Genomic DNA, 20,831 nt, shown 5'->3' with positions numbered 1-20,831 from the left:
CAAGATAAAAGTATGAGTGCAAAGCTACAGCAAATTATTGATTCGATTATTCAGAATGAAACCTTAAGCGGTACATCGCTCATTTCAACCATTTTTGGTGATTCGGTGCTGCATCGTGGCGGTAATATTAGTCTTGCCAGCTTGATTCAGTTGCTGGAGCTGTTTGATTTTAATGATCGTGCTGTACGGACTTCCGTGTTTCGCTTGGTGAAAAATGACTGGCTAGATTCAGACAAGATTGGCAGAACCAGTTTTTATCGTATTACCGATGCCAGCAGATCAAAATATTTGCAAGCAGAGCAACGTATTTATAATGATCAGATGAAGGAATGGGATCATTCTTGGGATCTGATCTTGATGTCGAGTCTGGATACAGACAATAAAGCATTTTTGAAGAAAGAACTGGAATGGCTAGGTTTTGCCAATATTTCGACCAATCTGATGGCTTATCCAGGATCTAACCGCTTGCAGTTACAAAAGTTGCTGGTTGATCTGAATATGAGTGAACAGGTGGTGGTATTTAAGGCGGAGACTTTACAGCTGTTTAATAACTCCACCGATACCATTAGCCGTATGTTAGAGACCAACTGGCCGATTGATGAGTTGCGTCAACGTTACCTGCAATTTCTGGATATGTTTCGGGAAATCGGAGTAATCTTGATGCAGGACGATGAGCGCATTGAACCTGTTCAAGCCTTTCAGATCCGGACTTTACTGATTCATTATTACCGTCGGATTTTACTTAAAGATCCTGCTTTGCCATTAGAGCTTTTGTCAGCAGACTGGCCTGCAGTCAAGGCCCGTACTTTATCCATGAATATCTATAAAAAAGTCTTTGAAGCTGCGGATGACTATTTTTTGTCGATTGCTGCAACATCGGAAGGGCCTATGCCAAATGCAAGCGCACATTTCTGGCGTCGCTTTGGCGGTCTGAGCCAAAATAATGAGAGAGTGAGTGATGCCTTGTTACAGTATTGATGGAGTGATTCCCGTTGTCCATCCCAGCGCATTCGTGCATCCCACTGCTGTTTTAATTGGCGATGTGATTATTGAAGCTGGAGTATATATTGGCCCTTTTGCTTCATTACGGGCTGATTTTGGCCGTATTCATATCAAGGAAAATGCCAATGTACAGGACAACTGTATCATCCATGGTTTTCCGCAAAGTGTCACTCTGGTTGAGGAAATGGGACATATCGGTCATGCTGCGACGTTGCATGGTTGTCGTATCGGTAAAAATGTCTTGATTGGCATGAACAGTGTCATTCTGGATTATGCGGAAATTGGTGAAAATACCATTATTGGTGCCAATAGCTTGGTGAAAACTAAAGATCAAATCCCTGCCAATGTTCTGGCTTTAGGCAGTCCAGCAAAAGTGGCCAGAGAACTTTCTGAAAAAGAAAGACACTGGAAAATTAAAGGTACGCAGGAATATATTCAGTTGGTGCAGCGTTGTTTAAGTACGATGAAGGAAGTTGTACCTTTGGCAGAAGAATCTGCTGAACGTAAGACCTATCAGGATTTTCAGTCAGAGCACCAAATTAAACCCAGCATATAAATAATCCACCTCTTTTTATAATGGGGCATTTTATTTTAAAGTTCAGAAGAGAGGAATTCTTGATATATAAGAATGAACCTCTGATGTTAACCATTAACATATAAAATAATAATGAATTATCACAACAAAACAGATAAAAGATATGCCCTAAATAAGATATCACTTGTCCTGTTTAAGTGATTTTAAAAGAGTCTTTTTTAATTAAAATTATAGTTTGAATCTTCTCCTAGATCGGTATTTGCTGAGAAAGCAAAACATGGAGGAAGATAAAAATGATAAACAATTTGTAAGGATACAAGATGTTAAAGAAGACACTTATTGCCAGTGCATTCGTTTTTACTTTCGGTCTGACAGGCTGTAATGACAGCGATAATAATGACAATAGGGAAAGAACTCCTGTTGTTGAAAACTCACCTTCAATCCCCAATCAGGACAAGTTTGAAGTCAATAAATATCTTCAAACCAACACTTTAGTCGCACATGGTGATGCTGAAAGTCATGTACGGATTTATAGTCTGGTCAAAGGACAAGGGGATTACGTTACAATTCTACCTTCGCTGGGAAGAGGTATTGAAGATTTCACCGAAGAATATCAATCTACCATTACCACTCGACTGGTAAAGAGTGGTTATCAAGTTATTTTGATTCAGCCAAGAGGCATTGGGCATAGTAAAGGTGACTTAACACCGGCAAATGCTTCTATGAGTATGTTTGCACAGGATATTATTAAAACATTTAATAAGTTAGGCATTGAAAAAGCAAGCTTTATTGGACATGCCTTTGGCAATCGTTTAGCTCGAACAATTGCTACTTTATATCCAGAATCAGTGGATAAACTGGTTCTGATGGCTTCAGGGGGAGATGAGGATTTAAATCAAGAACAGAGAACCTGTCTTTTAAAATCCTTTGATTTGAGTTTACCAAGACAAGAGCGATTAGATGCAATTCGGTGTGCTTTCTTCGCACCTGGAAATGATCCAAGTATTTGGTATACAGGTTGGTATCCTAAACTGGCGTTAGCACAAATTAACGCTGGTCAAATGATGAATGGTGATTTCTTCAAGAAGGCAGGTGGAAAAAACTTTCTCATTATTCAAGCGATGGAAGATTTTATTGCCCCTCCTGAACTGAATGGGCAGAAGCTGAAAGAGGAACTTGGAGATCAAGTCACTTATGTTGAAATTCCAAATACAGGACATGCCCTCAGCTCAGAGGAACCTGATCTTATCTCGGATTATATTATTGATTATTTTAAAGGAGTGCCTTTATAGATAAAATTTGTGCATATATTAATGGGATCTAAGCAAAAAAGTTACTGGGCTGCTCAGTAACTTTTTTAAGTCATCAATATAATTTAAAGAGTTGGAACAAAATAGACGTATTTGAAATTCCTGCTCAATATGCATTGGTTAAGTGAATCTTTTGTTTTCTGAGAACCTTGTAAATAAACAGAAAAACGCCCATCGCTAACCAGAAACTGCCAAATTTTAAAGCAGATGAATCAAGATTAATCCATAGACAAGCAATGCTAATGACCGAAAGTAGTGGTAAGAAAAGATTAAAAAATTTATTTCTAAATCCTGAACGTTGTTTTTCCTTGATATAAAAGCGGACAAAGACTGAAAAATTAACAGCGGTAAATGCAACCAGAGCACCAAAGCTGATCAGGCTAATCACTTGAGCCAGATTCAAAAACATGGCACTTAAAGAAATAAATCCAACAAATAACACCGAGAAAAATGGAGTGCCAAGTGAGGCATGTAGCGTGCCAAAATACTTTTTAGGGAAAATATTATCTTTGCCCATGATATAGAGTAAGCGAGAGGCACTGGCATGTGAGGCAAGACCAGAAGCCACCGTATTCATAATTTGTCCGCACAGGAAAATTGACTGAAATAATGCGCCGCCGACATACAGAACGATTTCTGGCAATGCTTCTGACGGATGTTGGAAACGCGCATTGGTAGGATAATACAGTTGAATGAACCAAGATGCGGTAAAGAAGATCAAGCCACCAAAAAGCGTAGTCAGAAGAACCGCATAAGGAATCGTCTTAGTCGGATTCTTGCTTTCATTCGACAGCGTGGTAACCGCATCAAAACCGAGAAAAGAAAAACATAGTACCGATGCGCCTGCAACCAGCGGCAATAACTCCTGTGGGTCTGTCCATAAAGGATTCAAGGTGAGCACATATTCATAACCTTGCGTGCTTCCAATGCCTTGAATCACCAGATACACAAAAATGATCATGAGGATAATGGGTGCAAACACAAAAATCAGACTTAAGTTGGCGAGTAGACGAATCCTGAAGCAATTGACTAACGTGACCAGTCCAGCCGAGACAATGACCCAACACCAGTACGGAACACTGGGAATGAGGGCGGTTAAATAAATAGCTGCCAGCAAGACATTGATTAAAGGCAATAATAAATAGTCGAGTAAGGTACACCAGCCCACAAATAAACCACTTTTAGGCCCAATGCTTTCCGCGGTGTAGGTATAGGCAGAACCAGCTTTTTCAGAATGTTTGCTAAATCGTGCATAACTAAAAGCCGTCAGCAGCATTGTGGTGAGAGCCAATAAGTAAGCCAAGGGCACATGACCATGAGTGATGCCTGACACAATGCCAAAGGTATCAAATACTGTCATCGGGGTCATATAAGCAATGCCGATCACAGTCACTTGCCATAATGAGAGTTTTTTAAATGAAGCAGATTGTTGTTCCATATTGTTGCAACCTGATCTATTGTTGTTTTCTATCTAGAAAAGCACATGTAATTTTTAGGCAAAAAAATCCCTTGGCTCGTTGTAGCAAGCCAAAAAATTAGAGATTTAGAGGAGCGTAGGCGTTAAACGTTGAATTGAGGTCTGATTAACGCTAAATCATGACTAACTGGAGCGTCTGACTCGGTAAGCTATTCAAAGACTTATGAGTCAAGTTCTTGAGAAGTGTCCCAGTTCGGATGCTAATGTCATTCGAGGTGATGACGCGGGCAATATTATTGGTAATGACGGCTTTTTGTTTGATATTTTTTAGCTTCGGAAGCAACACTTTCTCTAGTGCAGAGACCAGTACATCAATAGCAATAACACCAACGAATTGATCCTGTATCATCACAGGATGGGCCATAGTAATGGTATAAGCGCCATTGCAGATATAGTCGACATAAGGCCCATAAGTACAGGGTTGTTTATTTTTCGCAGGTTGCTGGAACCATTCAAAAGTACGGAAATCCAGAAAGCGTTGTGCATTCTGGTAGTTTTCAAGCTGTGCTTGCTGTAATTGATTTTCTTTTTTATACCACCATTCCAGTGTCCAGTATTCTTGCTCCGTGCTTGTTGCAGGACTATAGCTGGCAAAGCCCATACCTTGACTATACTGGCTTTGATGCAAGGCAAGCTTGATTTCCTGCTGGAGTTGTTTACGTTCAGCGGTAGACAGTTTGATGTCTTTAAGCTTTCCTGTTTTATCTTTGGCTAGAATCTGACTCGCTTTGTTGGCAAGAAGTTCTGCCAGAGTAGAAGTCTCTTGAGTGACTTGCTCAAGCAGCTTTTGAAGCTCTTCTATTGGTGTCTGTTGGGTCATTCCGATAACTCCTAAAATTCCATATTTTTGAGATCTATACTTTTTAGATATCCCTTTGTTACTGTTTTTAATTGATTGATAACTTGTATTGGAGCATTTGATCCGTTTGCATAGTGATGATTTTTCTCGTCTGGAGAACTGCTTCATCCTCATTTCCTTGAGTAAATGATGACAAAATTTTATGGTATTGATCTACAACTGCTTGATGAAAGACATCATCTTGGTACAAAACAGCAATAAGGGGGGCCCATTCTGCCTGTATCGAGAGTTCCTGATTGGCCAGTCGCGCTGATTGGGCAAATGAGGTCAAGGTGAGCAGACAGCGTAAATCCAGTTGCGCTCGTATGTCCGCTTCACTGGCCTGATGAAATTGTTCAACCATTTCCTTGATTTTACCTAGCTCATCTTCGGTGGTTCTTTGTGAGGCCAAATAAGCACTATGACTTAAAATTGCACTATGAAACTCACCAAGATCAGCCAGATATTCACTGGATGCCTGACGTAAAGGATGCAGGCTTAGGCGTAAATCTGCAGGTAATTCACATACAAAACTTCCGCCATTTCGGCCACGTCGTGTATCAATTAAGCCTTTCACCCGCAAGGTTGTGAGCGCTTCACGCACGGTGATCGGCGAAACACCCATTAAACGAGCTAGGTCAGCTTCATTCGGAAGCTGTTCCTGACTTTTGAGCAGTCCTGAGATAATCGCATTCTCCAAACGTTCAACCACCTGTTCAGAACGGGTCGATTGTGTGATCGGTGCAAAGATTATCGTATATGCTGACATAGCTAGTTCTCTAAAAGCGAAGCTGAATGACTTCGCTTAATGATACGGATCATGGATTAAAACACGCCAAAGCTGTGTATTGCCTTTTCATCTTCTGGAACAGCAGGGATTGCATCCCAAAGTTCCGCAATTTTGCCATTTTCCAGACGCCACAATTCAAAATAGGCATGTCTGTTTCCAGCAATACTTCCTTCTGAATGGGTCAGCACAAACTGACCATCGGCAATGCTTCGGTGCGTTTTGGAGTATACCAAACCTTCACCTTGATTACGGATTTTGTTCAGGAAATCAATGACGGAATTTACCCCGTCACCAATATCAGGACTATGTTGCAGAAAATGATCGCCGTCCGTATAGGTTCTGAACGCTTCATAATCCCCGTCAATCAAGGCCTTTTGAAAAAAATCTCGGATGATTTTACGGTTTGCTTCTCGATCGGCATGATGATCAATCTGGGTCGGGCCATCCAGTTGGGTACGTCCACTGATATTTGGGTGGGCTTCAGGCACCAAACCATCCCAATGCTCAACGATCTTGCCATCTTTAACCCGATAGATGTCAAAACCGACCAAAGGCGTTTCATCTAAACCATGAAAACGACCGTGGATTGCCACTAAGTCACCGTCACCCAGTACACGAATCGGTTCGTGGCGAATGTCTGGACAATCCTGAATCAGTTGACGAAGACCAGAAAGGCCATCTGCAACCAGTGGTGAATGCTCAATAAAGTCTTTAGAAAAATAACGGTCTAAAGCACGAGGATCATGTAAATTAAACAAGACATGATGAGCCTGACTAACAAAGCGTTTGGCTTCCTGAATATCCATTCTATGCTCCTATCTGTATCTTGTGCCTTAGTCATTTGAACTCATAACATGTTTGATACGCGTGTACTCTTCAAACCCATAACCTGATAAGTCTTTGCCATAGCCAGATTTCTTGAAACCACCGTGTGGCATTTCAGCAGTTAATGGAATATGGGTATTGATCCAGACTGTACCAAAATCTAACTCGCGTGATAGACGGGTTGCGCGGGCATGGTTGGTGGTCCAGACACTTGAAGCAAGGCCATAGTCAACATCATTGGCTTTTTCAATGGCATCCGCTTCATCTTTAAATTTCTGAACCGTGATGACAGGGCCAAAGATTTCATTTTGAATGGCTTCATCTTGTTGTTGTAAACCGCTAATTACGGTTGCTTCGAAATAGAAACCTGGACGATTGGCATGTTTACCGCCAGTTTCGACTTTTGCGTGTGCGGGTAGGTTTTCAATAAACGACTGCACATTTTTAAGTTGATTGGCGTTATTTAATGGGCCATAAAGTGCATCTTGGTCATCTGGCTCACCGAAACGTGTATTTTTTGCTGCTTCCACCAGTTTTGCTAAAAACTCATCATGCACAGATTCTTCCACGATCACACGTGTCGCTGCGGTGCAGTCTTGACCGGCATTAAAGAAACCTGTCATGGCAATCATTTCTACTGCTTTATCAATATCTGCATCGGCAAATACGAGGACTGGCGCTTTCCCGCCCAGTTCAAGATGCGCTTTGGCTAAGTTGGCAGCGGCAGAAGCGGCAACTTGTAAACCAGCACGTACCGAGCCTGTAATTGAAACGAGTGCAGGGGTTTTATGTGAAACCACTTTAGAGCCAACATTGGCTTGACCTAAGAGTACGTTGAACGCGCCTTTAGGAAAAAACGGTGCTGCAATTTCTGCCAGAAGCAGGGTACTTTCAGGTGTGGTGTCGCTTGGTTTCAAAACCACAGTATTACCAGCCGCCAAAGCAGGCGCGATTTTCCAGACCGCCATCATTAATGGATAATTCCAAGGCGTCACTTGACCAACCACACCGACAGGTTCACGACGGATGCTTGAGGTCAAACCTTCTAAATATTCACCTGTTGCTGAACCATTGAGTAGGCGAGCTGCACCCGCAAAGAAACGAATCTGATTTGCACAAATCGCCACTTCTTCAGAGGCGATTAAATGCTTTAATTGTCCAGTATTACGGCTTTGTGCTTCGATTAGACGTTCTGCATTTGCTTCCACTGCATCTGCTAAATCAAGTAAAGCCTTTTGACGAACAGCGGGAGTACTGCGCCCCCAGATTTTAAAGGCCTGTTTTGCTGCTGCATAAGCGGCATCTACTTCTGCATCTGTTGCGTTGGGTGATGCAGCATAAACTTGACCTGTTACTGGACTGACCAGATCGAAATAATCCGTTCCTTTTGCTTCTACATATTCGCCGTTAATAAAATGTTTTAGTTGAATTTTAGACATCTGTCGTTCCTTGTCTTTAGGTTTTAAAATATAACATATAAAACTATATGTATTATGTTTTAAAATTTATGTCAATTTTTTTTCTGCATGGAATTTGAGCAAAGATTGAGATTTTTAAAAATGAGAATGCTAAGCAGCTGATATTTATTTAAATCTGGCTTGGGGATTTTTTACTAAAAATGGACGCTTTCCCATTTTGCTTAAAAAGGCTTTATTTGATGTGTGAGGAATATTTAGACAAGATTGATGCCCCCAATAAACTTTATTGGGTTCTTTATGAGTAAAGAAAGAAGGGCCGTAAGGATTTAATTTTTATATTACATTGCGTAGCTCATTAGCAGTATTACGCAGTAAAGGCAAAATTTGCTGGACTAAATAATCTTCTTGTACACGATTGGTTTGCGACATACAGTTAAGCGCCGCAATGGCTTTACCTTGTGCATTCAGCACAGGAACTGCAATCGCAATCACGCCCAACTCATGTTCTTCTTTTGATAGACAATAGTCCGAAAATGAGATGCTTTTCAGCACGTCAATAAACGTAGCTTCATCGATAATCGTAAAAGGTGTTAAGCGCTTTAAGCCATAACTTTTCACCCAATCGTGTTGAGCCTGTTCAGGTAGCGCCGCCAATAAAACCTTTCCTGTCGATGTGGCATGTGCAGGTAGGCGATTGCCTAAATGCATGCCATAAGGGCTGACCCTCAAATTGTCGTGTTGAGGAAGATAGCTTCGGGCAATCGGGACTACTTCATTGTCATCCAAGACCACCAGAGAAAAGGTTAAAGAGGTTTGGGCACACAAAAGATTCAGAAAAGATTGGGCGATTTTAGGGAGATGGGCAGAACTTAGATAAGAGCTAGAAAGACGTAACACTCGATGGGTTAGCCAGAAATAATGCTCATCTGTTTCCAAATAGCCTAAGTATTTTAAAGTTTTTAAATGTCTACGTGCTGCTGTTCGGCTAATGCCAGTACGTTCAGCCACTTGAGTAACGTTCAAACGTTGGCGATCAATTCCAAAAGCTTCAAGTAAGGCCAGACCTTTGGCTAAACCTGCAATATAGTCTTCCTGACGAATACGTTCGTGTGAACTTGGGTGCTCTAAAAAAGCATCGGTAGAGGACATCCTTCCTTCCTTGTTATTTTGCATGTTTTGTCCGCTATTCGGATACATGGAATGATAAACGGTTATTTTCGATTTGAATACATCGTATACAAAACTTAAAAGCAGTAGTTTAAAAGTCAGGACATATAACAAGGATGACGTGATGGATATTTTAAAGACACAAGTTGCAATTATCGGTTCTGGCCCAGCGGGTTTATTACTGGGTCAATTGCTATATAAAGCTGGCATTGAACACATCATTATTGAACAACGCAGTGCTGAGTATGTGGCTTCGCGTATCCGTGCAGGAATACTAGAGCAGGTATCGGTTGATTTACTCAAACAGGCTGGTGTAGATCAACATTTAAAAGAGAAAGGATTACCGCATTCAGGGATTGAAATATTAACCAACGGGCAGAAACATCGTGTTGATTTGTCTGCACTCACAGGCGGTAAACAAGTCACTGTGTATGGACAGACTGAAGTCACCAAAGATTTAATGGCTGCTCGTGAAGCTGCACAATTGACATCGTTCTATGAAGCGGAAAATGTGCAAGTCAAAGATTTTTATGACGCACCGCAGGTACATTTTGACTATCAGGGTAAAGCCTTTCAAATTCAGTGTGATTTTATTGCAGGTTGCGATGGCTATCACGGTATTTGTCGAGCCAGTGTGCCTGAGGACAAAATTAAAACCTTTGAGAAAGTCTATCCATTTGGCTGGTTAGGCGTATTGGCTGATGTACCACCCGTTGCGGATGAGTTGATCTATGTACAGTCAGAACGTGGTTTTGCATTGTGTAGTATGCGTTCAGAAACCCGTAGCCGTTATTATTTACAGGTGCCATTGACGGATCATGTTGAAGACTGGTCAGATGATAGATTCTGGGAAGAATTGAAATGTCGTCTTGATCCTGAAAGCCGTGAACATTTAGTCACTGGTGCATCTATCGAAAAGAGTATTGCGCCATTACGTAGTTTTGTGACCGAGCCAATGCGTTTTGGAAACATGTTCTTAGCTGGAGATGCAGCACATATTGTTCCACCAACAGGCGCGAAAGGTCTTAATCTGGCGGCTTCGGATATTGCTTATCTATCAAGTGCGTTGATTGAGTATTACACTGAGGGTTCGAGTCAGGGCATTGAGGAATATTCTGAGAAATGTTTACAACGCGTCTGGAAAGCTGAACGTTTTTCTTGGTGGATGACACACTTGCTCCATCGTTTCGAAACGGAAAGCGAGTTTGACCATAAAATTAAGCAGGCAGAATTAAGTTATATTTTAGGCTCGACAGCAGGTAGAACGACTTTGGCAGAAAACTATGTTGGACTGCCATATGAAATTAAAAAAATGCCAGAAACCTGTGCTTAACAGCATAACTTTCTGATTAATAGAGATTAAAAAAGCCTGTGCATATGAATGGACAGGCTTTTTCTCATTTCACAGGAAATGATTGATTAAGCAAATTGACGAATCATTTTGCGGACATTGGTTTTTGCATCAATTACGGTCATAAAGGTGTAGGCACCAATGAATTTACGACTAATAAACATAAATTCTTTTGGTGGAACCGAGAAATAACGGGAAGCCATTGATTGTCCAGCCTGTTGCATCACACGACTATGGAGCTGGCTTTTTTTCCAGTCATAACGGTCTTGATCATCCATAATCCCCGCAGGCATATCTGGATTATTTTCTGGACAGCTAAAGGCTTCCGTTGCAATCAGGAACACATCTGCCATACCCGGTTTGACGCTTTCTGGCATACCATCAAAGAATTCATAACCTTTCATGGCTTTGACCATCGCAGTTTTGTCATGATCATAGCCAGCTTGAATCAGGTTACGTGCGACTGTCAGCAAGTTATTATCGAACTGACGAATTGCACCGAAGTCGAGTAAAACGATTTTATCGTTGACTTCACTGCCATCACCCAAACGAACCAGATAATTACCAAAGTTTGGATCGGTCTGCATTTCGCCCCATTCAAACAACTCACGCACTGCAATCTCTAAAGAAGCTTCGCCCAACTGGTTGCGGCGTTCTTGCGGCAGAGAAAGCATCACTGGACTATTCACAGGGACACCGCGTTCAAACGTCATACACAGTACTTTTTCAGCGCAGAATTCATCCACAATCTGTGGGACGATATAACGCGGATCATCTTTCAAACGTTCAGCGAAGCGACGTGTAGTCGCTGCTTCAATCGCATAATCCACTTCGCGATGCATCATGTCGCGAACTTCGTCAAACCATTGATCAAACTCACGGGTTTGCGGCACCATCCGAGTCAGTTTTAGCATATTCTTGAACAGATTCATGTCTGAGTCGATTGCTTCTGCCACACCAGGATATTGGATTTTAAGTACCAGTTCCTGACCATCAGATTTACGGGTCGCGCGATGAACCTGAGCAAGTGAAGCTGTGCCAATCGGCTCATGATCGATGGTTAAATCATCAAGTTTTGAACCTAACTGATCTTGCAAATGTGCCTTGATTGCAGGCCAGGCGAGGGCCACGGTTTGATTGTTCAGGGTATTTAATGCTTGTGTAATTTCTTCAGGCAAAAAATGTTCGCCGTATAGAGCCATCATCTGACCAATTTTGACGATTGAACCTTTAAGTTTGCCAATTTCAGAAACTAAATAATGCGCCTGTTCAGCCATGGCTTTTTTACGTTTCTTCTCTTTTTCTTCTTCACTTGAGAAAAGAGAAGTTGCACTTGCAGTTGCCCAACGTGTTCCAGCAAGTAAAGACGCTTTTGCGATAGATAAGCGACGATCCACCGAGGAGGTTTTTAGATTCTTAAGCTTATCGTTCTGATCTGACATGAAAGAAAAATCCTATGCTGAAATCGGAGGGTTGAAAGCCGAGAGATGAATTGTAGCGGATATTACCGCTTTTGAACGTATTAAAATAGTTCAATCTCTTGAATTATCAGTCTAAATTTGTGCAATAGGGGAATTGTCCACAAATAGCCTAAGTAGAATTTAGATCTATCTTTTGGCTTTTGTATACATATGTCCTAAATTTTAAACTGAATTTTTAATGCTGCCCGTTTCATGAGTGCGGCTCGATGGGTATGAATATGTTTAATCAACATTCGTTTGACCTGACTGTGATGAAAGCCGAGCGCATAAGCTTTCACGATAATAATACTGGGCAGCGTAAAGAAAAAATACTTGGTGTCGTCTAAAGTCGCATCTTTAAAAACGTTTTCTTCAACGAGGAGGTCTTTTAAAAACTGTTTTTCCGCTTGGACTGTAGAAGAGCTTTCATCGTCCCAATAATTCTGGCGCATTGCCATCAAATTATTATGTTTATAACTCATGAATTGTTTGAGCCTGTGCATTTCATCTTTAGCAAATATATGAGGTTGTTTGATGATTTATCAAGAATAGATTTATGATCAAAATAGCCTAAGCAAATTTAATCTTTTATTTTTAAAGTGCTACACTTATCTCACTTTATCCTTAAAGCAAAAATACTGAATAGATATGACACCCGCTTGTAAGTTGTTAGAAAAAAATAAAATACCCTTTTCAATTCATGAATATGAACATGATGCCAATGCAAAAAGTTTTGGGCTGGAAGCCGCAGAAAAGTTGAATCTAAAGGTTGAAGAAGTGTTCAAAACCTTAATGGTCACAGATGAAAAAAATTACTTTATTGCAATTTTACCCGTGAATCATCAACTCAATCTGAAAAAGGTTGCAGCAGCAGTGAGCTGTAAGAAATTACAAATGGCCAATCCAAAAGACGCTGAACGCTTAACTGGCTATCTGGTTGGGGGGATTAGTCCTTTAGGACAAAAGAAACGACTGAAAACCGTGATTGATGCTACGGCGCAAAATTTTGCCAAAATTTATGTCAGTGGGGGCAAAAGAGGACTGGATATTGGATTAAATCCTCAGGATCTGGCGAAATTATTGGGTGCTCAATTTGTTGATGTACTTGATTTATAAAAATATTGATATTGAGTTTTAAAGTTCTTGTTAATTCAACTGCGATAATTAAAAGCTAAAGATTGGAACAACGATAGATATCAGAAGATATCTATCGTATTTGAGCTTCTGAATTACCATTTATGTGTATAAGATATTTTAGTAGTTATGCCACTCGCGAGTAAGTGACTGGTATTATTACTATTTCGCATCAGCTGGCTATAAAGCGGATAGTATTCACGGTTGAACATATTTTCGATTCCAATTGTTACCGTATCCTGTTTATTGATGGCAAAACTGCTGATTAAATCCGCTGTGGTATAGGATTTGACATCATAGCGACCGAAGCCATTGTTACCATTGAGACGATAATCTTCTGCACCGAAATATGTCGCCTGAATACGGTTGGTCCACGTATTGGTCGGGCTATAGGAAATATAGGCAGTAACTTTTAACGGCGGGATACGGAAACCTGTCATATGCTGTTCAGTATGACTATTTTGCGGGGTTTCACGACCTTTCATCCAGGTAATGCTACCGCCAGCGCCCCAGACTTTGGCATCTTCAAGATAATCCAGAGTAGCTTCTACACCAGTCGCTTTTTCCTTGGTTCGGGTCAAAATTAATCCATTGCCAAAGGATTGCACGCCACCCAGATCGGACGTGGAATGGAATACGGCTAAACTTGAGCTAAAATTATTGAAATGGCCATTCCAGCCCAGTTCATAATTATCTACTTTGATAGGTTCTAAGAATGACGAGCCTAAGTCAAAATCTTTTCCTGCATTACGAATAACCACACCCACATCAGGTAACTGAAAACCTTGGTTAAATGAGGCATAAATCGAATGTTCGTCATTTGGTGAGAAAGTAAGGTTGGCATTGTACAACCATGCATCAGCCTTTACTTTACCACCTTGGACGGTATCGGGATCAGGTTCTTTGAGCTGGGACAAAGGCACAAAACTATCAATTTTTGCATAGCTGTCTTCATAGCGCGTGCCGACCTCAGCTGACCATTGATCGTTAAATCGATGTTTTAATTGAGCGAATGCACCCATACTTTGAGTGGTGAGCTCAGGTAAATAAATCAGCTTTCCATTTTTCACGAATTCTAGGCCACCAGATTGGTCATAGATATTCTGATCGAAAGTATCCAGCGGCATTTCGCTCTTTTCACGGCTAAAGTCGCCACCCCACACGAGAGAGCTATCTCCAAGAAACTCAAGCGGAGTACTTACAGTCAAGCGGCTGCCCAATACACTATTTCCTTGATAAACCTGATCGACCTGTCCACCTCGGGTAGGGACTTTACGGGCATCAAATGGCGAAAAGCGGGTGAAAAAGTCTCGATAATAGATTTGAGCATCTACCTTATTGCCGAACAAATCTTTATGGCTATAAGTCAGATTATAAATCTGGTTTTCATTTTTATTCTGTTCTTTTAATTTCAATCCTTTGATTGCCTTTGCAGGGACACTGCCTGGGGGTAATTGGGCAACGCTTGGATCAGAAGCATAGTCAGAATCTTGTTCCGCATTATAATAATTCGCGGCAAGTTGCAGGTACTGATTATCATCAATGTGATATCCAAGTTTAGCGCCAATGCTATAGGCATCCGCATCGAAAAGATCGCCCTGACTTGGTTCTGGTGCAACCCGTTTACCTCGCGCATCGTAAGGGCTGCCAATGTGTTGATAACCAAAATCCAGTGCATAGTCGAAATCGTTCAAACTACCTGAAAAATATTGATGAATGTCTCCACTTAAGGCATCCGAACGAGGATTGGTCAGTGAACTTTGTAACCCAATTACGGTCTTGGCGCTCGGCTCACCGCCTGCCGCTTTTGTCGTAATCGAAATGGTTCCGCCCGCAGCTCCACTACCATAGATCGCATTACTTCCACGTATCACTTCAATATTGCTGATACTCTCAGGATCTATTGCAGAAAGCCCTCTTGAAGTATCACGGGTGAGAGTCATCGGGACGCCATCGACCAGAATCAGTGCATTACGGCCGCGTAAGGTTTGCCCATAATCGGTAATGGTGCGACTGGAATCGGATAAGCCAGGCACGACTTTGGCGAGTACAGTGGCAATGTTGCCCGATGAGGCATTTTTCAAAAGTTCAATTTGCTGTTCATCGAGTCGAGTGACTTGCTTGGCAGAAGAGGAGAGTTCATCTGAGCGTGAAGCAGTAATTGTAATTGTTGGTAATTGTTCAGTCTTATTGTCTGAAAGTGTTGCTTCGGTTGAAGCTGCGGCAAAAGAAGCGTTTGAAAATAAAATAAATCCACTCATGGATAAAAGTGGAATAATATTTTTTGCATCTGATGTGTGATGCCGTCTTTTATTGCTTTTCATCATTGTTCCTGTGATCTCGCCCTGAGAAGGATTTTTAAATTTTCGGCATTATAGTGGAGAAAATAGGGAACAGTACAACGGCGAAAAGTGATCATTTTTATAAAGTGATGCAAGAGAAGGGCAATAAGTCAGATGAAGCATTCTAGAAAGGCATAACTGAGCTAATTTTTGATGTTTTGTGCAATTAAAGTCATCATTTTGGGCTGTTTTTGTTTTAGTGCACTGTTATTTATAGGATTTTAAAATCACAAAAAACTATTGCCGATGAGTAAATTATCATTTTATCAAATAAGAACTATTATTATCTTTTTGTATCTCATTTTGCTTAAAGCATCTCTAAAGTAAGTTAATTCAATCGATTAGATTGTAATTTTTGCGGGCAGTGCTGAATTGAAAATATAAATGATAATAATTATCATTAGCTTCGTCTTAAACGTAACGTAGTTCCGCTTAGGATATGTTTATGGCCTAAAACATTTCGAAAAATAAATCAGATCTCTGAATAGAGGATACAATCGGATGCAATCACTTGCCAATCGGTTGGCGATACAACACTTCGTCAACGCCTATACGCAAGAAACAGGCAAAGGTCACTTGCTTAATAAAAATCAGCAAAGTCCACAACAACACGCGTTTAGCCAAGGTTTGACGCTGTTAACCATTCCGATCCATTCCATTCAAGCACAGTGCTATTTCCCGTTAGCGTATGTCAGTCGAGTCGGGCGACATCGCTTAGCCAGTCTCCCGCAAATTATTATTCAAGGACAAGTAAGAACATTCAGCCCCGTTGCAATCGTTGGTCTTTTGCTGGAAGAACTGGTTTTTGAATCTGATATTCCTTTAGATGCTGCTTCTTTGGTCGAAAAATGGATTCAGAGCCGTGATGCTTTACAGCAGTTTTTAGTACAGCGTAAACATGATTTTGATGATCTGGTCAAAGCAGGTCAGAATTTTATTGAATCTGAACAGGCTTTGGTGCTCGGGCACAGTATGCACCCTGCACCAAAGAGCAGAACGGGTTTTGTGCATGAGGACTGGCTCAAGTTTTCTCCTGAACATAAAGGCCAGACTCAACTACATTACTGGTTTGTGCATCGGGATTATATTGCTGAGGGCAGTGCGACCGATGAAGCAATTTCAGCCCAGCTTAAAAGCGCATTGCAATGGTATTTATCTGAAAATGACCTCAAGCTGCTCAACACGCATAGCGAGTATAAATTGCTACCTTTACATCCTTGGCAGGCACGTTATTTACAAAGCAAGCCGTGGTTTGAACGTTTGAAGCAAACTGGACAACTGATTGATCTGGGCTTACGTGGCTGGCAATTTTCACCGACGACTTCGATTCGTACACTGGCAAGTTTTAATGCGCCATGGATGGTTAAACCCTCGCTTTCTGTGATGATTACCAATTCAATTCGGGTCAATCTGGCAAAAGAGTGTCATCGTGGTGAACTGACCCATCGCTTATGGCATAGTGAATTTGGTCAGAATATTTTAAAACATTGTCCAAGTTTAAAAGCTGTTAATGATCCTGCATGGATGGCTTTGCAAATTGATGGTGAAGTGGTCAATGAAAGTATCTGTATTTTCCGTGATCAGCCCTTTAGTCCACAACAGCAAGTCACCTGTATTGCTTCATTATGTCAGGATCATCCGAGCAAGGATTTAAATCGTTTTAATGCGCTCTTCGCAAAAATTGCCAAAGCACATCCTGACCTAGATCATTCAGATATTGCACTGGACTGGTTTAACCGCTTCCTTGAAGTGAGTCTGCAGCCGTTAATGTATCTCTATCATCGTTATGGGATGGCATTCGAATCTCATCAGCAAAATGTCTTGCTGGAAATGGAGAATTATTTTCCAAAGACCTTGTGGTTACGTGACAATCAAGGCTTTTACTATATCGAAGAATTTGCCACCGAAATTCTAAAGGCCTTACCTGAGCTGAAAGAAAAGGCATTTGCAGTCGGGCCGAAAGATTTCGTTGATGAGCGTTTCAGTTATTATTTCTTTGGAAATACCTTGTTCGGCATTATCAATGCAATTGGTGCAACGGGCTACATTAGCGAAGATATTCTGCTTGAGCATTTAAAAGTCTTCTTGCAAGACCTATTGCAGCAGTATCCTGACAGTACCTTGCTACAGGGTTTATTGTTTAATGAAACCTTGCCATATAAAGGTAACTTGCTGACACGCTTGCATGAGCTGGATGAGTTGATTGCTCCAGTTGAGCATCAGTCGGTCTATGTGCAATTGCAAAATCCTCTGTTTATTGAACAGAAGGATGTGAGCTATGCTTGATTTTATTGGCATTGGGTTAGGGCCTTTTAATTTAAGTCTAGCCAGTTTGCTGCAAAATAAAAGTGATCTTAACTATCAGTTCTTTGAACAAAAAGATGGTTTTGACTGGCATGCGGGCATGCAATTGCCCAATGCCTTGCTGCAAGTTCCGTTTATGGCGGATCTGGTTAGTCTGGTTGAGCCGACTAGTCCCTATAGCTTTCTCAATTATTTAAAGCATCAGCAGCGTTTATATAAGTTTTACTTCCGTGAAAATTTATATATTCCACGTCAGGAATATAACCACTATTGTCAGTGGGTGGTGCAGCAGTTAGAGCATATTCAATTCAATAGCCGTGTTTTGGATGTTCAGCCGATTAAAGGTGGTTTTGAGGTTGAAGTTCTGGCAAATGGCACGAAACAGCGCTATCAAACGCGTCAATTGGTTTTGGGGATTGGTACAGTTCCGCACTTACCTGAAAGTTTGCAACAGGCATATCCGAAAACAAAGCAATGCTTACATTCGGCTGAATATTTAAAGCAATGTCCTGCGCAGTTAAAAGGGAATGTAGTGTTGATTGGTTCAGGCCAATCAGCTGCGGAAATTTTTATCGATTTATTTGACCGTCAATATACGCAAGGAAAAACAACACCTGATTTTCATTTGCATTGGCTGACACGCTCTGCGGGTTTTTTCCCGATGGAGAATACACCGTTGGGACTCGAGCATTTTAGTCCTGACTATATGCAGTATTTCTATCATTTGCCAGCTGGATTAAAGGCTGAATTACCAGCACAACAGGCCAATCTCTATAAGGGGATTAGTAGCAAGACCATTCGTGATATTTACGAGCGACTGTATCACCGTAGTATCGCTGGGCATAACACAGAGGTCACACTCGCAGGACACCATCAGTTACAGCATGCCGAAGTGCTGGAAAATCAGAAAATTCGTTTGCGTTTCGAGCATCAGCAGCAAGGTGAACGTTATGTGCTGGATGCAGATAGTGTAATTGCGGCTACTGGCTATCGTTATCCAAAACCCGCTTTCTTGGAAAATCTGCAAACTTTGATTCCGCTTGATCAGACACAACGCTGGCAAGTCAGTGCAGATTTTGAAGTGAACTATCAAGGCGATGGGCGAATTTTCCTGCAAAATATGGAAGTTTTCCATCATGGTGTCGGCACGCCAGATCTGGGTTTAGGTGCTCATCGGGCAGCCACCATTGCCAATCAGTTATTAGGCAAAGAACTGTTTAAGCTGGATCAGGCCCAGTCCTATCAACAATTTGGCGTGGCACCCTCTGTATCGTCAGAACAACCTGCGCGAAACCATGTGCAACTGGCCGATTCAGGATTATCCCGTGTGACGCATAAATCTGGACAGCTTCGGCATACTTCTCCCGCTTTTTATGCACAAGTAAAGTTGTCAGAGCACATTGACTAAGGTCACCAGAGGAATCGCACGTATGGAACGGTCTTCTGTACCCATCAATCAAGCGGCACAAGTCGGTTTGCAGCGTTATGTTTTACTCACGGTCATGTTAGGTACAGGGACCGTCAGTTTAAACAACAGTAGTTTTAATCCTGCCATCCCCCAGCTGATGCAATATTTCCAGATTGGTGAAATCTGGGCAAGTTGGGTGGTGGTCGCGTTTTTACTGGCAATGAGTATCAGCTTGCCACTAGCAGGTTATTTCAGCCAGCGTTTTGGCAAACGACAAACTTATTTAACCGCATTGTTGTGTTTTGCTTTGGCTTCAACAGTGGGTGGTTTATTCAATCAGTTTGAGTCCGTCCTGATCGCAAGAGCCTTGCAAGGGTTTTGTAGTGGCTTGATGATTCCATTGTCACTTGGTCTGATTTTTTCAGTCACGCCGAGCGAACAACGGGGTAGTACCACAGGTTTGTGGGGCGCGATGATTATGCTGACTTTGGCTGTTGGGCCGATGTTAGGTGCGCTGGTCTTGGTGTGGCTTGATTGGCAGGCTTTATTCTTCATTAACTTGCCAATTGCCTGTATCGCTCTGGTGTTGGGATATCTCTATCTGCCTAAAGAACAAGGCGATAGTAATCAATCCTTTGACTGGATCGGTTTTAGTTGCCTGAGCCTGAGCATTATTTTGCTATTAGGCACCTTGAGTCAGATTCATCAACTTGAAGATATCGCACAACCTGTCTATTGGCTATTGCTTGCATTAAGTGCTTTCACATTCTGGCAGTTTGCTAGAAGACAAAAAAATCAGACCAGTCCATTGATTGAGCCAGCCTTGTTCGCTGCAAAAGGTTTTCGATTCAGTTTGATGATCTGTGTGGCGCAAACGGTAGGCTTATTTATTGGCATGTTGCTGGTGCCGTTGTGGATTCAACAGCGTTTGCAACTTAGCCCACTCTGGACAGGGTTTGCCTTGATGAGTAGTGCCTTAGTCACAGGTTTATGCAGCCAACCTGCTGGCAAATATCTTGATCGTTACGGCGCCGCAAAAATTATGAGTTTGGGGTTGCTGATTACTGCATTGTCCTTCGCCTTGCTGGCATGGGCGCCTGTGAAAAATGTCTGGTTCATCATCTTCTGCATGATGTTGCATGGTCTGGGCATGGGATTGTCCTATATGCCATCGACCACAGCAGGGCTTAACAGCTTACGTCAGCAACAACAGCATTTGGTCACTCAGGCGGCTGCCTTGAACAATCTGTTCCGTCGGCTTTTTGCCGCAGTTGCAGTGGTGCTTGCTGCGCTATATCTGCAATTACGTCAGGATCTTTTTCAGGTCAGTCCTTATACAACACTGGATTCATTTAAGGGCATTCAGGAAATCTTTATTTTTTGTACGGCTCTTATCTTGTGCGCTTTGCCTTATGCATGGCGTTTTCCAGATCAACACAAAATGAATGAATTAAATAATTAGGAAGATCA

General features: G+C 41.7%; 17 protein-coding genes. 8 read left to right on the top strand and 9 right to left on the bottom strand.

Going from position 1 to position 20,831, the window contains the following annotated elements; translation table 11 throughout:
* Positions 1-12 precede the first annotated feature (12 nt).
* The 3 genes from paaX (at position 13) to EC846_RS05000 (ending at position 2,829) form a co-directional block, all read left to right on the top strand.
* The gene (gene paaX, locus EC846_RS05010; RefSeq protein WP_123774416.1) at positions 13-978 is read left to right on the top strand and encodes a phenylacetic acid degradation operon negative regulatory protein PaaX; all 966 of its coding nucleotides are present in this window, start codon (positions 13-15) and stop codon (positions 976-978) included.
* Positions 959-1,558: a gamma carbonic anhydrase family protein gene (locus EC846_RS05005; RefSeq protein ID WP_123774415.1), complete on the top strand. Its 600-nt coding sequence runs from the start codon at positions 959-961 to the stop codon at positions 1,556-1,558. Before paaX ends, EC846_RS05005 begins: the two co-directional genes overlap by 20 nt.
* Before the next feature lie 299 nt (positions 1,559-1,857).
* Positions 1,858-2,829 (top strand): alpha/beta fold hydrolase, encoded by a 972-nt coding sequence (locus EC846_RS05000; protein ID WP_123774414.1) that lies wholly within the window; start codon positions 1,858-1,860, stop codon positions 2,827-2,829.
* Positions 2,830-2,953: 124 nt separating this feature from the next.
* On the opposite strand, the gene EC846_RS04995 is transcribed toward EC846_RS05000, so the two are convergent.
* The 6 genes from EC846_RS04995 to pobR all read right to left on the bottom strand — a co-directional run bounded on the left by EC846_RS04995 (position 2,954) and on the right by pobR (position 9,344).
* Entirely contained in the window at positions 2,954-4,285 is a 1,332-nt protein-coding gene (locus EC846_RS04995; RefSeq protein ID WP_123774413.1) for an APC family permease, read from the bottom strand.
* Positions 4,286-4,436: 151 nt separating this feature from the next.
* Entirely contained in the window at positions 4,437-5,144 is a 708-nt protein-coding gene (locus EC846_RS04990; protein WP_123774412.1) for a cache domain-containing protein, read from the bottom strand.
* 67 nt (positions 5,145-5,211) lie between these two features.
* A complete protein-coding gene (locus EC846_RS04985; protein WP_004772040.1) occupies positions 5,212-5,931 on the bottom strand; it encodes a FadR/GntR family transcriptional regulator in 720 nt (239 codons plus the stop codon).
* A 56-nt stretch (positions 5,932-5,987) separates the two neighbouring features.
* Entirely contained in the window at positions 5,988-6,758 is a 771-nt protein-coding gene (locus tag EC846_RS04980) for a nuclear transport factor 2 family protein (protein ID WP_123774411.1), read from the bottom strand.
* 27 nt (positions 6,759-6,785) lie between these two features.
* The gene (locus EC846_RS04975; RefSeq protein WP_123774410.1) at positions 6,786-8,216 is read right to left on the bottom strand and encodes a gamma-aminobutyraldehyde dehydrogenase; all 1,431 of its coding nucleotides are present in this window, start codon (positions 8,214-8,216) and stop codon (positions 6,786-6,788) included.
* 312 nt (positions 8,217-8,528) lie between these two features.
* Entirely contained in the window at positions 8,529-9,344 is an 816-nt protein-coding gene (gene pobR / locus EC846_RS04970; RefSeq protein WP_004772043.1) for an IclR family transcriptional regulator PobR, read from the bottom strand.
* Between the two features lie 142 nt (positions 9,345-9,486).
* Here pobR and pobA point away from each other — a divergent pair, with 142 nt between their 5' ends.
* Positions 9,487-10,695 carry a 4-hydroxybenzoate 3-monooxygenase gene (gene pobA / locus EC846_RS04965; protein ID WP_123774409.1) on the top strand — a complete coding sequence of 403 codons (1,209 nt, stop codon included), beginning with the start codon at positions 9,487-9,489 and terminating at the stop codon, positions 10,693-10,695.
* A gap of 86 nt (positions 10,696-10,781) precedes the next feature.
* On the opposite strand, the gene EC846_RS04960 is transcribed toward pobA, so the two are convergent.
* Together EC846_RS04960 and EC846_RS04955 are read right to left on the bottom strand one after the other, a co-directional pair.
* Complete coding sequence (locus EC846_RS04960; RefSeq protein ID WP_005257374.1) at positions 10,782-12,155, bottom strand: ABC1 kinase family protein; 1,374 nt, start codon at positions 12,153-12,155, stop codon at positions 10,782-10,784.
* Between the two features lie 194 nt (positions 12,156-12,349).
* A complete protein-coding gene (locus EC846_RS04955; RefSeq protein ID WP_123774408.1) occupies positions 12,350-12,655 on the bottom strand; it encodes a hypothetical protein in 306 nt (101 codons plus the stop codon).
* Between the two features lie 166 nt (positions 12,656-12,821).
* On the opposite strand from EC846_RS04955, the gene ybaK reads away from it, so the two are divergent.
* The gene (ybaK, locus tag EC846_RS04950; protein ID WP_123774407.1) at positions 12,822-13,289 is read left to right on the top strand and encodes a Cys-tRNA(Pro) deacylase; all 468 of its coding nucleotides are present in this window, start codon (positions 12,822-12,824) and stop codon (positions 13,287-13,289) included.
* A 113-nt stretch (positions 13,290-13,402) separates the two neighbouring features.
* Here ybaK and EC846_RS04945 read toward each other — a convergent pair whose 3' ends face one another.
* Positions 13,403-15,631, bottom strand: a complete 2,229-nt coding sequence (locus tag EC846_RS04945) for a TonB-dependent receptor (RefSeq protein ID WP_123774406.1) — start codon at positions 15,629-15,631, stop codon at positions 13,403-13,405.
* Between the two features lie 519 nt (positions 15,632-16,150).
* On the opposite strand from EC846_RS04945, the gene EC846_RS04940 reads away from it, so the two are divergent.
* Genes EC846_RS04940 through EC846_RS04930 form a run of 3 tightly spaced genes read left to right on the top strand, consistent with a single transcriptional unit; the run spans position 16,151 to position 20,823 of the window.
* Positions 16,151-17,935, top strand: coding sequence for an IucA/IucC family protein (locus tag EC846_RS04940; protein WP_123774405.1), 1,785 nt, complete (start codon positions 16,151-16,153; stop codon positions 17,933-17,935).
* Entirely contained in the window at positions 17,928-19,361 is a 1,434-nt protein-coding gene (locus EC846_RS04935; RefSeq protein WP_123774404.1) for a lysine N(6)-hydroxylase/L-ornithine N(5)-oxygenase family protein, read from the top strand. The genes EC846_RS04940 and EC846_RS04935 overlap by 8 nt, the downstream gene beginning before the upstream one ends.
* Before the next feature lie 22 nt (positions 19,362-19,383).
* Positions 19,384-20,823 carry a DHA2 family efflux MFS transporter permease subunit gene (locus EC846_RS04930; protein ID WP_123774403.1) on the top strand — a complete coding sequence of 480 codons (1,440 nt, stop codon included), beginning with the start codon at positions 19,384-19,386 and terminating at the stop codon, positions 20,821-20,823.
* Positions 20,824-20,831: the final 8 nt, after the last annotated feature.

Source organism: Acinetobacter sp. BIGb0102 (genome assembly GCF_003815055.1).
GTDB lineage: Bacteria > Pseudomonadota > Gammaproteobacteria > Pseudomonadales > Moraxellaceae > Acinetobacter > Acinetobacter vivianii.
Note: the sequence above shows the minus strand (reverse complement) of the source record. Positions and strands in the feature narration are given on the sequence as shown.

What these genes read in the sequence shown, in the direction of transcription:
- paaX (WP_123774416.1), top strand. Translation starts at nt 13, where the DNA reads ATGAGTGCAAAGCTACAGCAAATTATTGATTCGATTATTCAGAATGAA.
- EC846_RS04960 (WP_005257374.1), bottom strand. Translation starts at nt 12,155, where the DNA reads ATGTCAGATCAGAACGATAAGCTTAAGAATCTAAAAACCTCCTCGGTG.
- EC846_RS04985 (WP_004772040.1), bottom strand. Translation starts at nt 5,931, where the DNA reads ATGTCAGCATATACGATAATCTTTGCACCGATCACACAATCGACCCGT.
- EC846_RS04940 (WP_123774405.1), top strand. Translation starts at nt 16,151, where the DNA reads ATGCAATCACTTGCCAATCGGTTGGCGATACAACACTTCGTCAACGCC.
- pobA (WP_123774409.1), top strand. Translation starts at nt 9,487, where the DNA reads ATGGATATTTTAAAGACACAAGTTGCAATTATCGGTTCTGGCCCAGCG.
- EC846_RS04945 (WP_123774406.1), bottom strand. Translation starts at nt 15,631, where the DNA reads ATGAAAAGCAATAAAAGACGGCATCACACATCAGATGCAAAAAATATT.
- pobR (WP_004772043.1), bottom strand. Translation starts at nt 9,344, where the DNA reads ATGTCCTCTACCGATGCTTTTTTAGAGCACCCAAGTTCACACGAACGT.
- EC846_RS04980 (WP_123774411.1), bottom strand. Translation starts at nt 6,758, where the DNA reads ATGGATATTCAGGAAGCCAAACGCTTTGTTAGTCAGGCTCATCATGTC.
- EC846_RS04930 (WP_123774403.1), top strand. Translation starts at nt 19,384, where the DNA reads ATGGAACGGTCTTCTGTACCCATCAATCAAGCGGCACAAGTCGGTTTG.
- EC846_RS04955 (WP_123774408.1), bottom strand. Translation starts at nt 12,655, where the DNA reads ATGAGTTATAAACATAATAATTTGATGGCAATGCGCCAGAATTATTGG.
- EC846_RS04975 (WP_123774410.1), bottom strand. Translation starts at nt 8,216, where the DNA reads ATGTCTAAAATTCAACTAAAACATTTTATTAACGGCGAATATGTAGAA.
- EC846_RS04990 (WP_123774412.1), bottom strand. Translation starts at nt 5,144, where the DNA reads ATGACCCAACAGACACCAATAGAAGAGCTTCAAAAGCTGCTTGAGCAA.
- EC846_RS04935 (WP_123774404.1), top strand. Translation starts at nt 17,928, where the DNA reads ATGCTTGATTTTATTGGCATTGGGTTAGGGCCTTTTAATTTAAGTCTA.
- EC846_RS05005 (WP_123774415.1), top strand. Translation starts at nt 959, where the DNA reads ATGCCTTGTTACAGTATTGATGGAGTGATTCCCGTTGTCCATCCCAGC.
- EC846_RS05000 (WP_123774414.1), top strand. Translation starts at nt 1,858, where the DNA reads ATGTTAAAGAAGACACTTATTGCCAGTGCATTCGTTTTTACTTTCGGT.
- EC846_RS04995 (WP_123774413.1), bottom strand. Translation starts at nt 4,285, where the DNA reads ATGGAACAACAATCTGCTTCATTTAAAAAACTCTCATTATGGCAAGTG.
- ybaK (WP_123774407.1), top strand. Translation starts at nt 12,822, where the DNA reads ATGACACCCGCTTGTAAGTTGTTAGAAAAAAATAAAATACCCTTTTCA.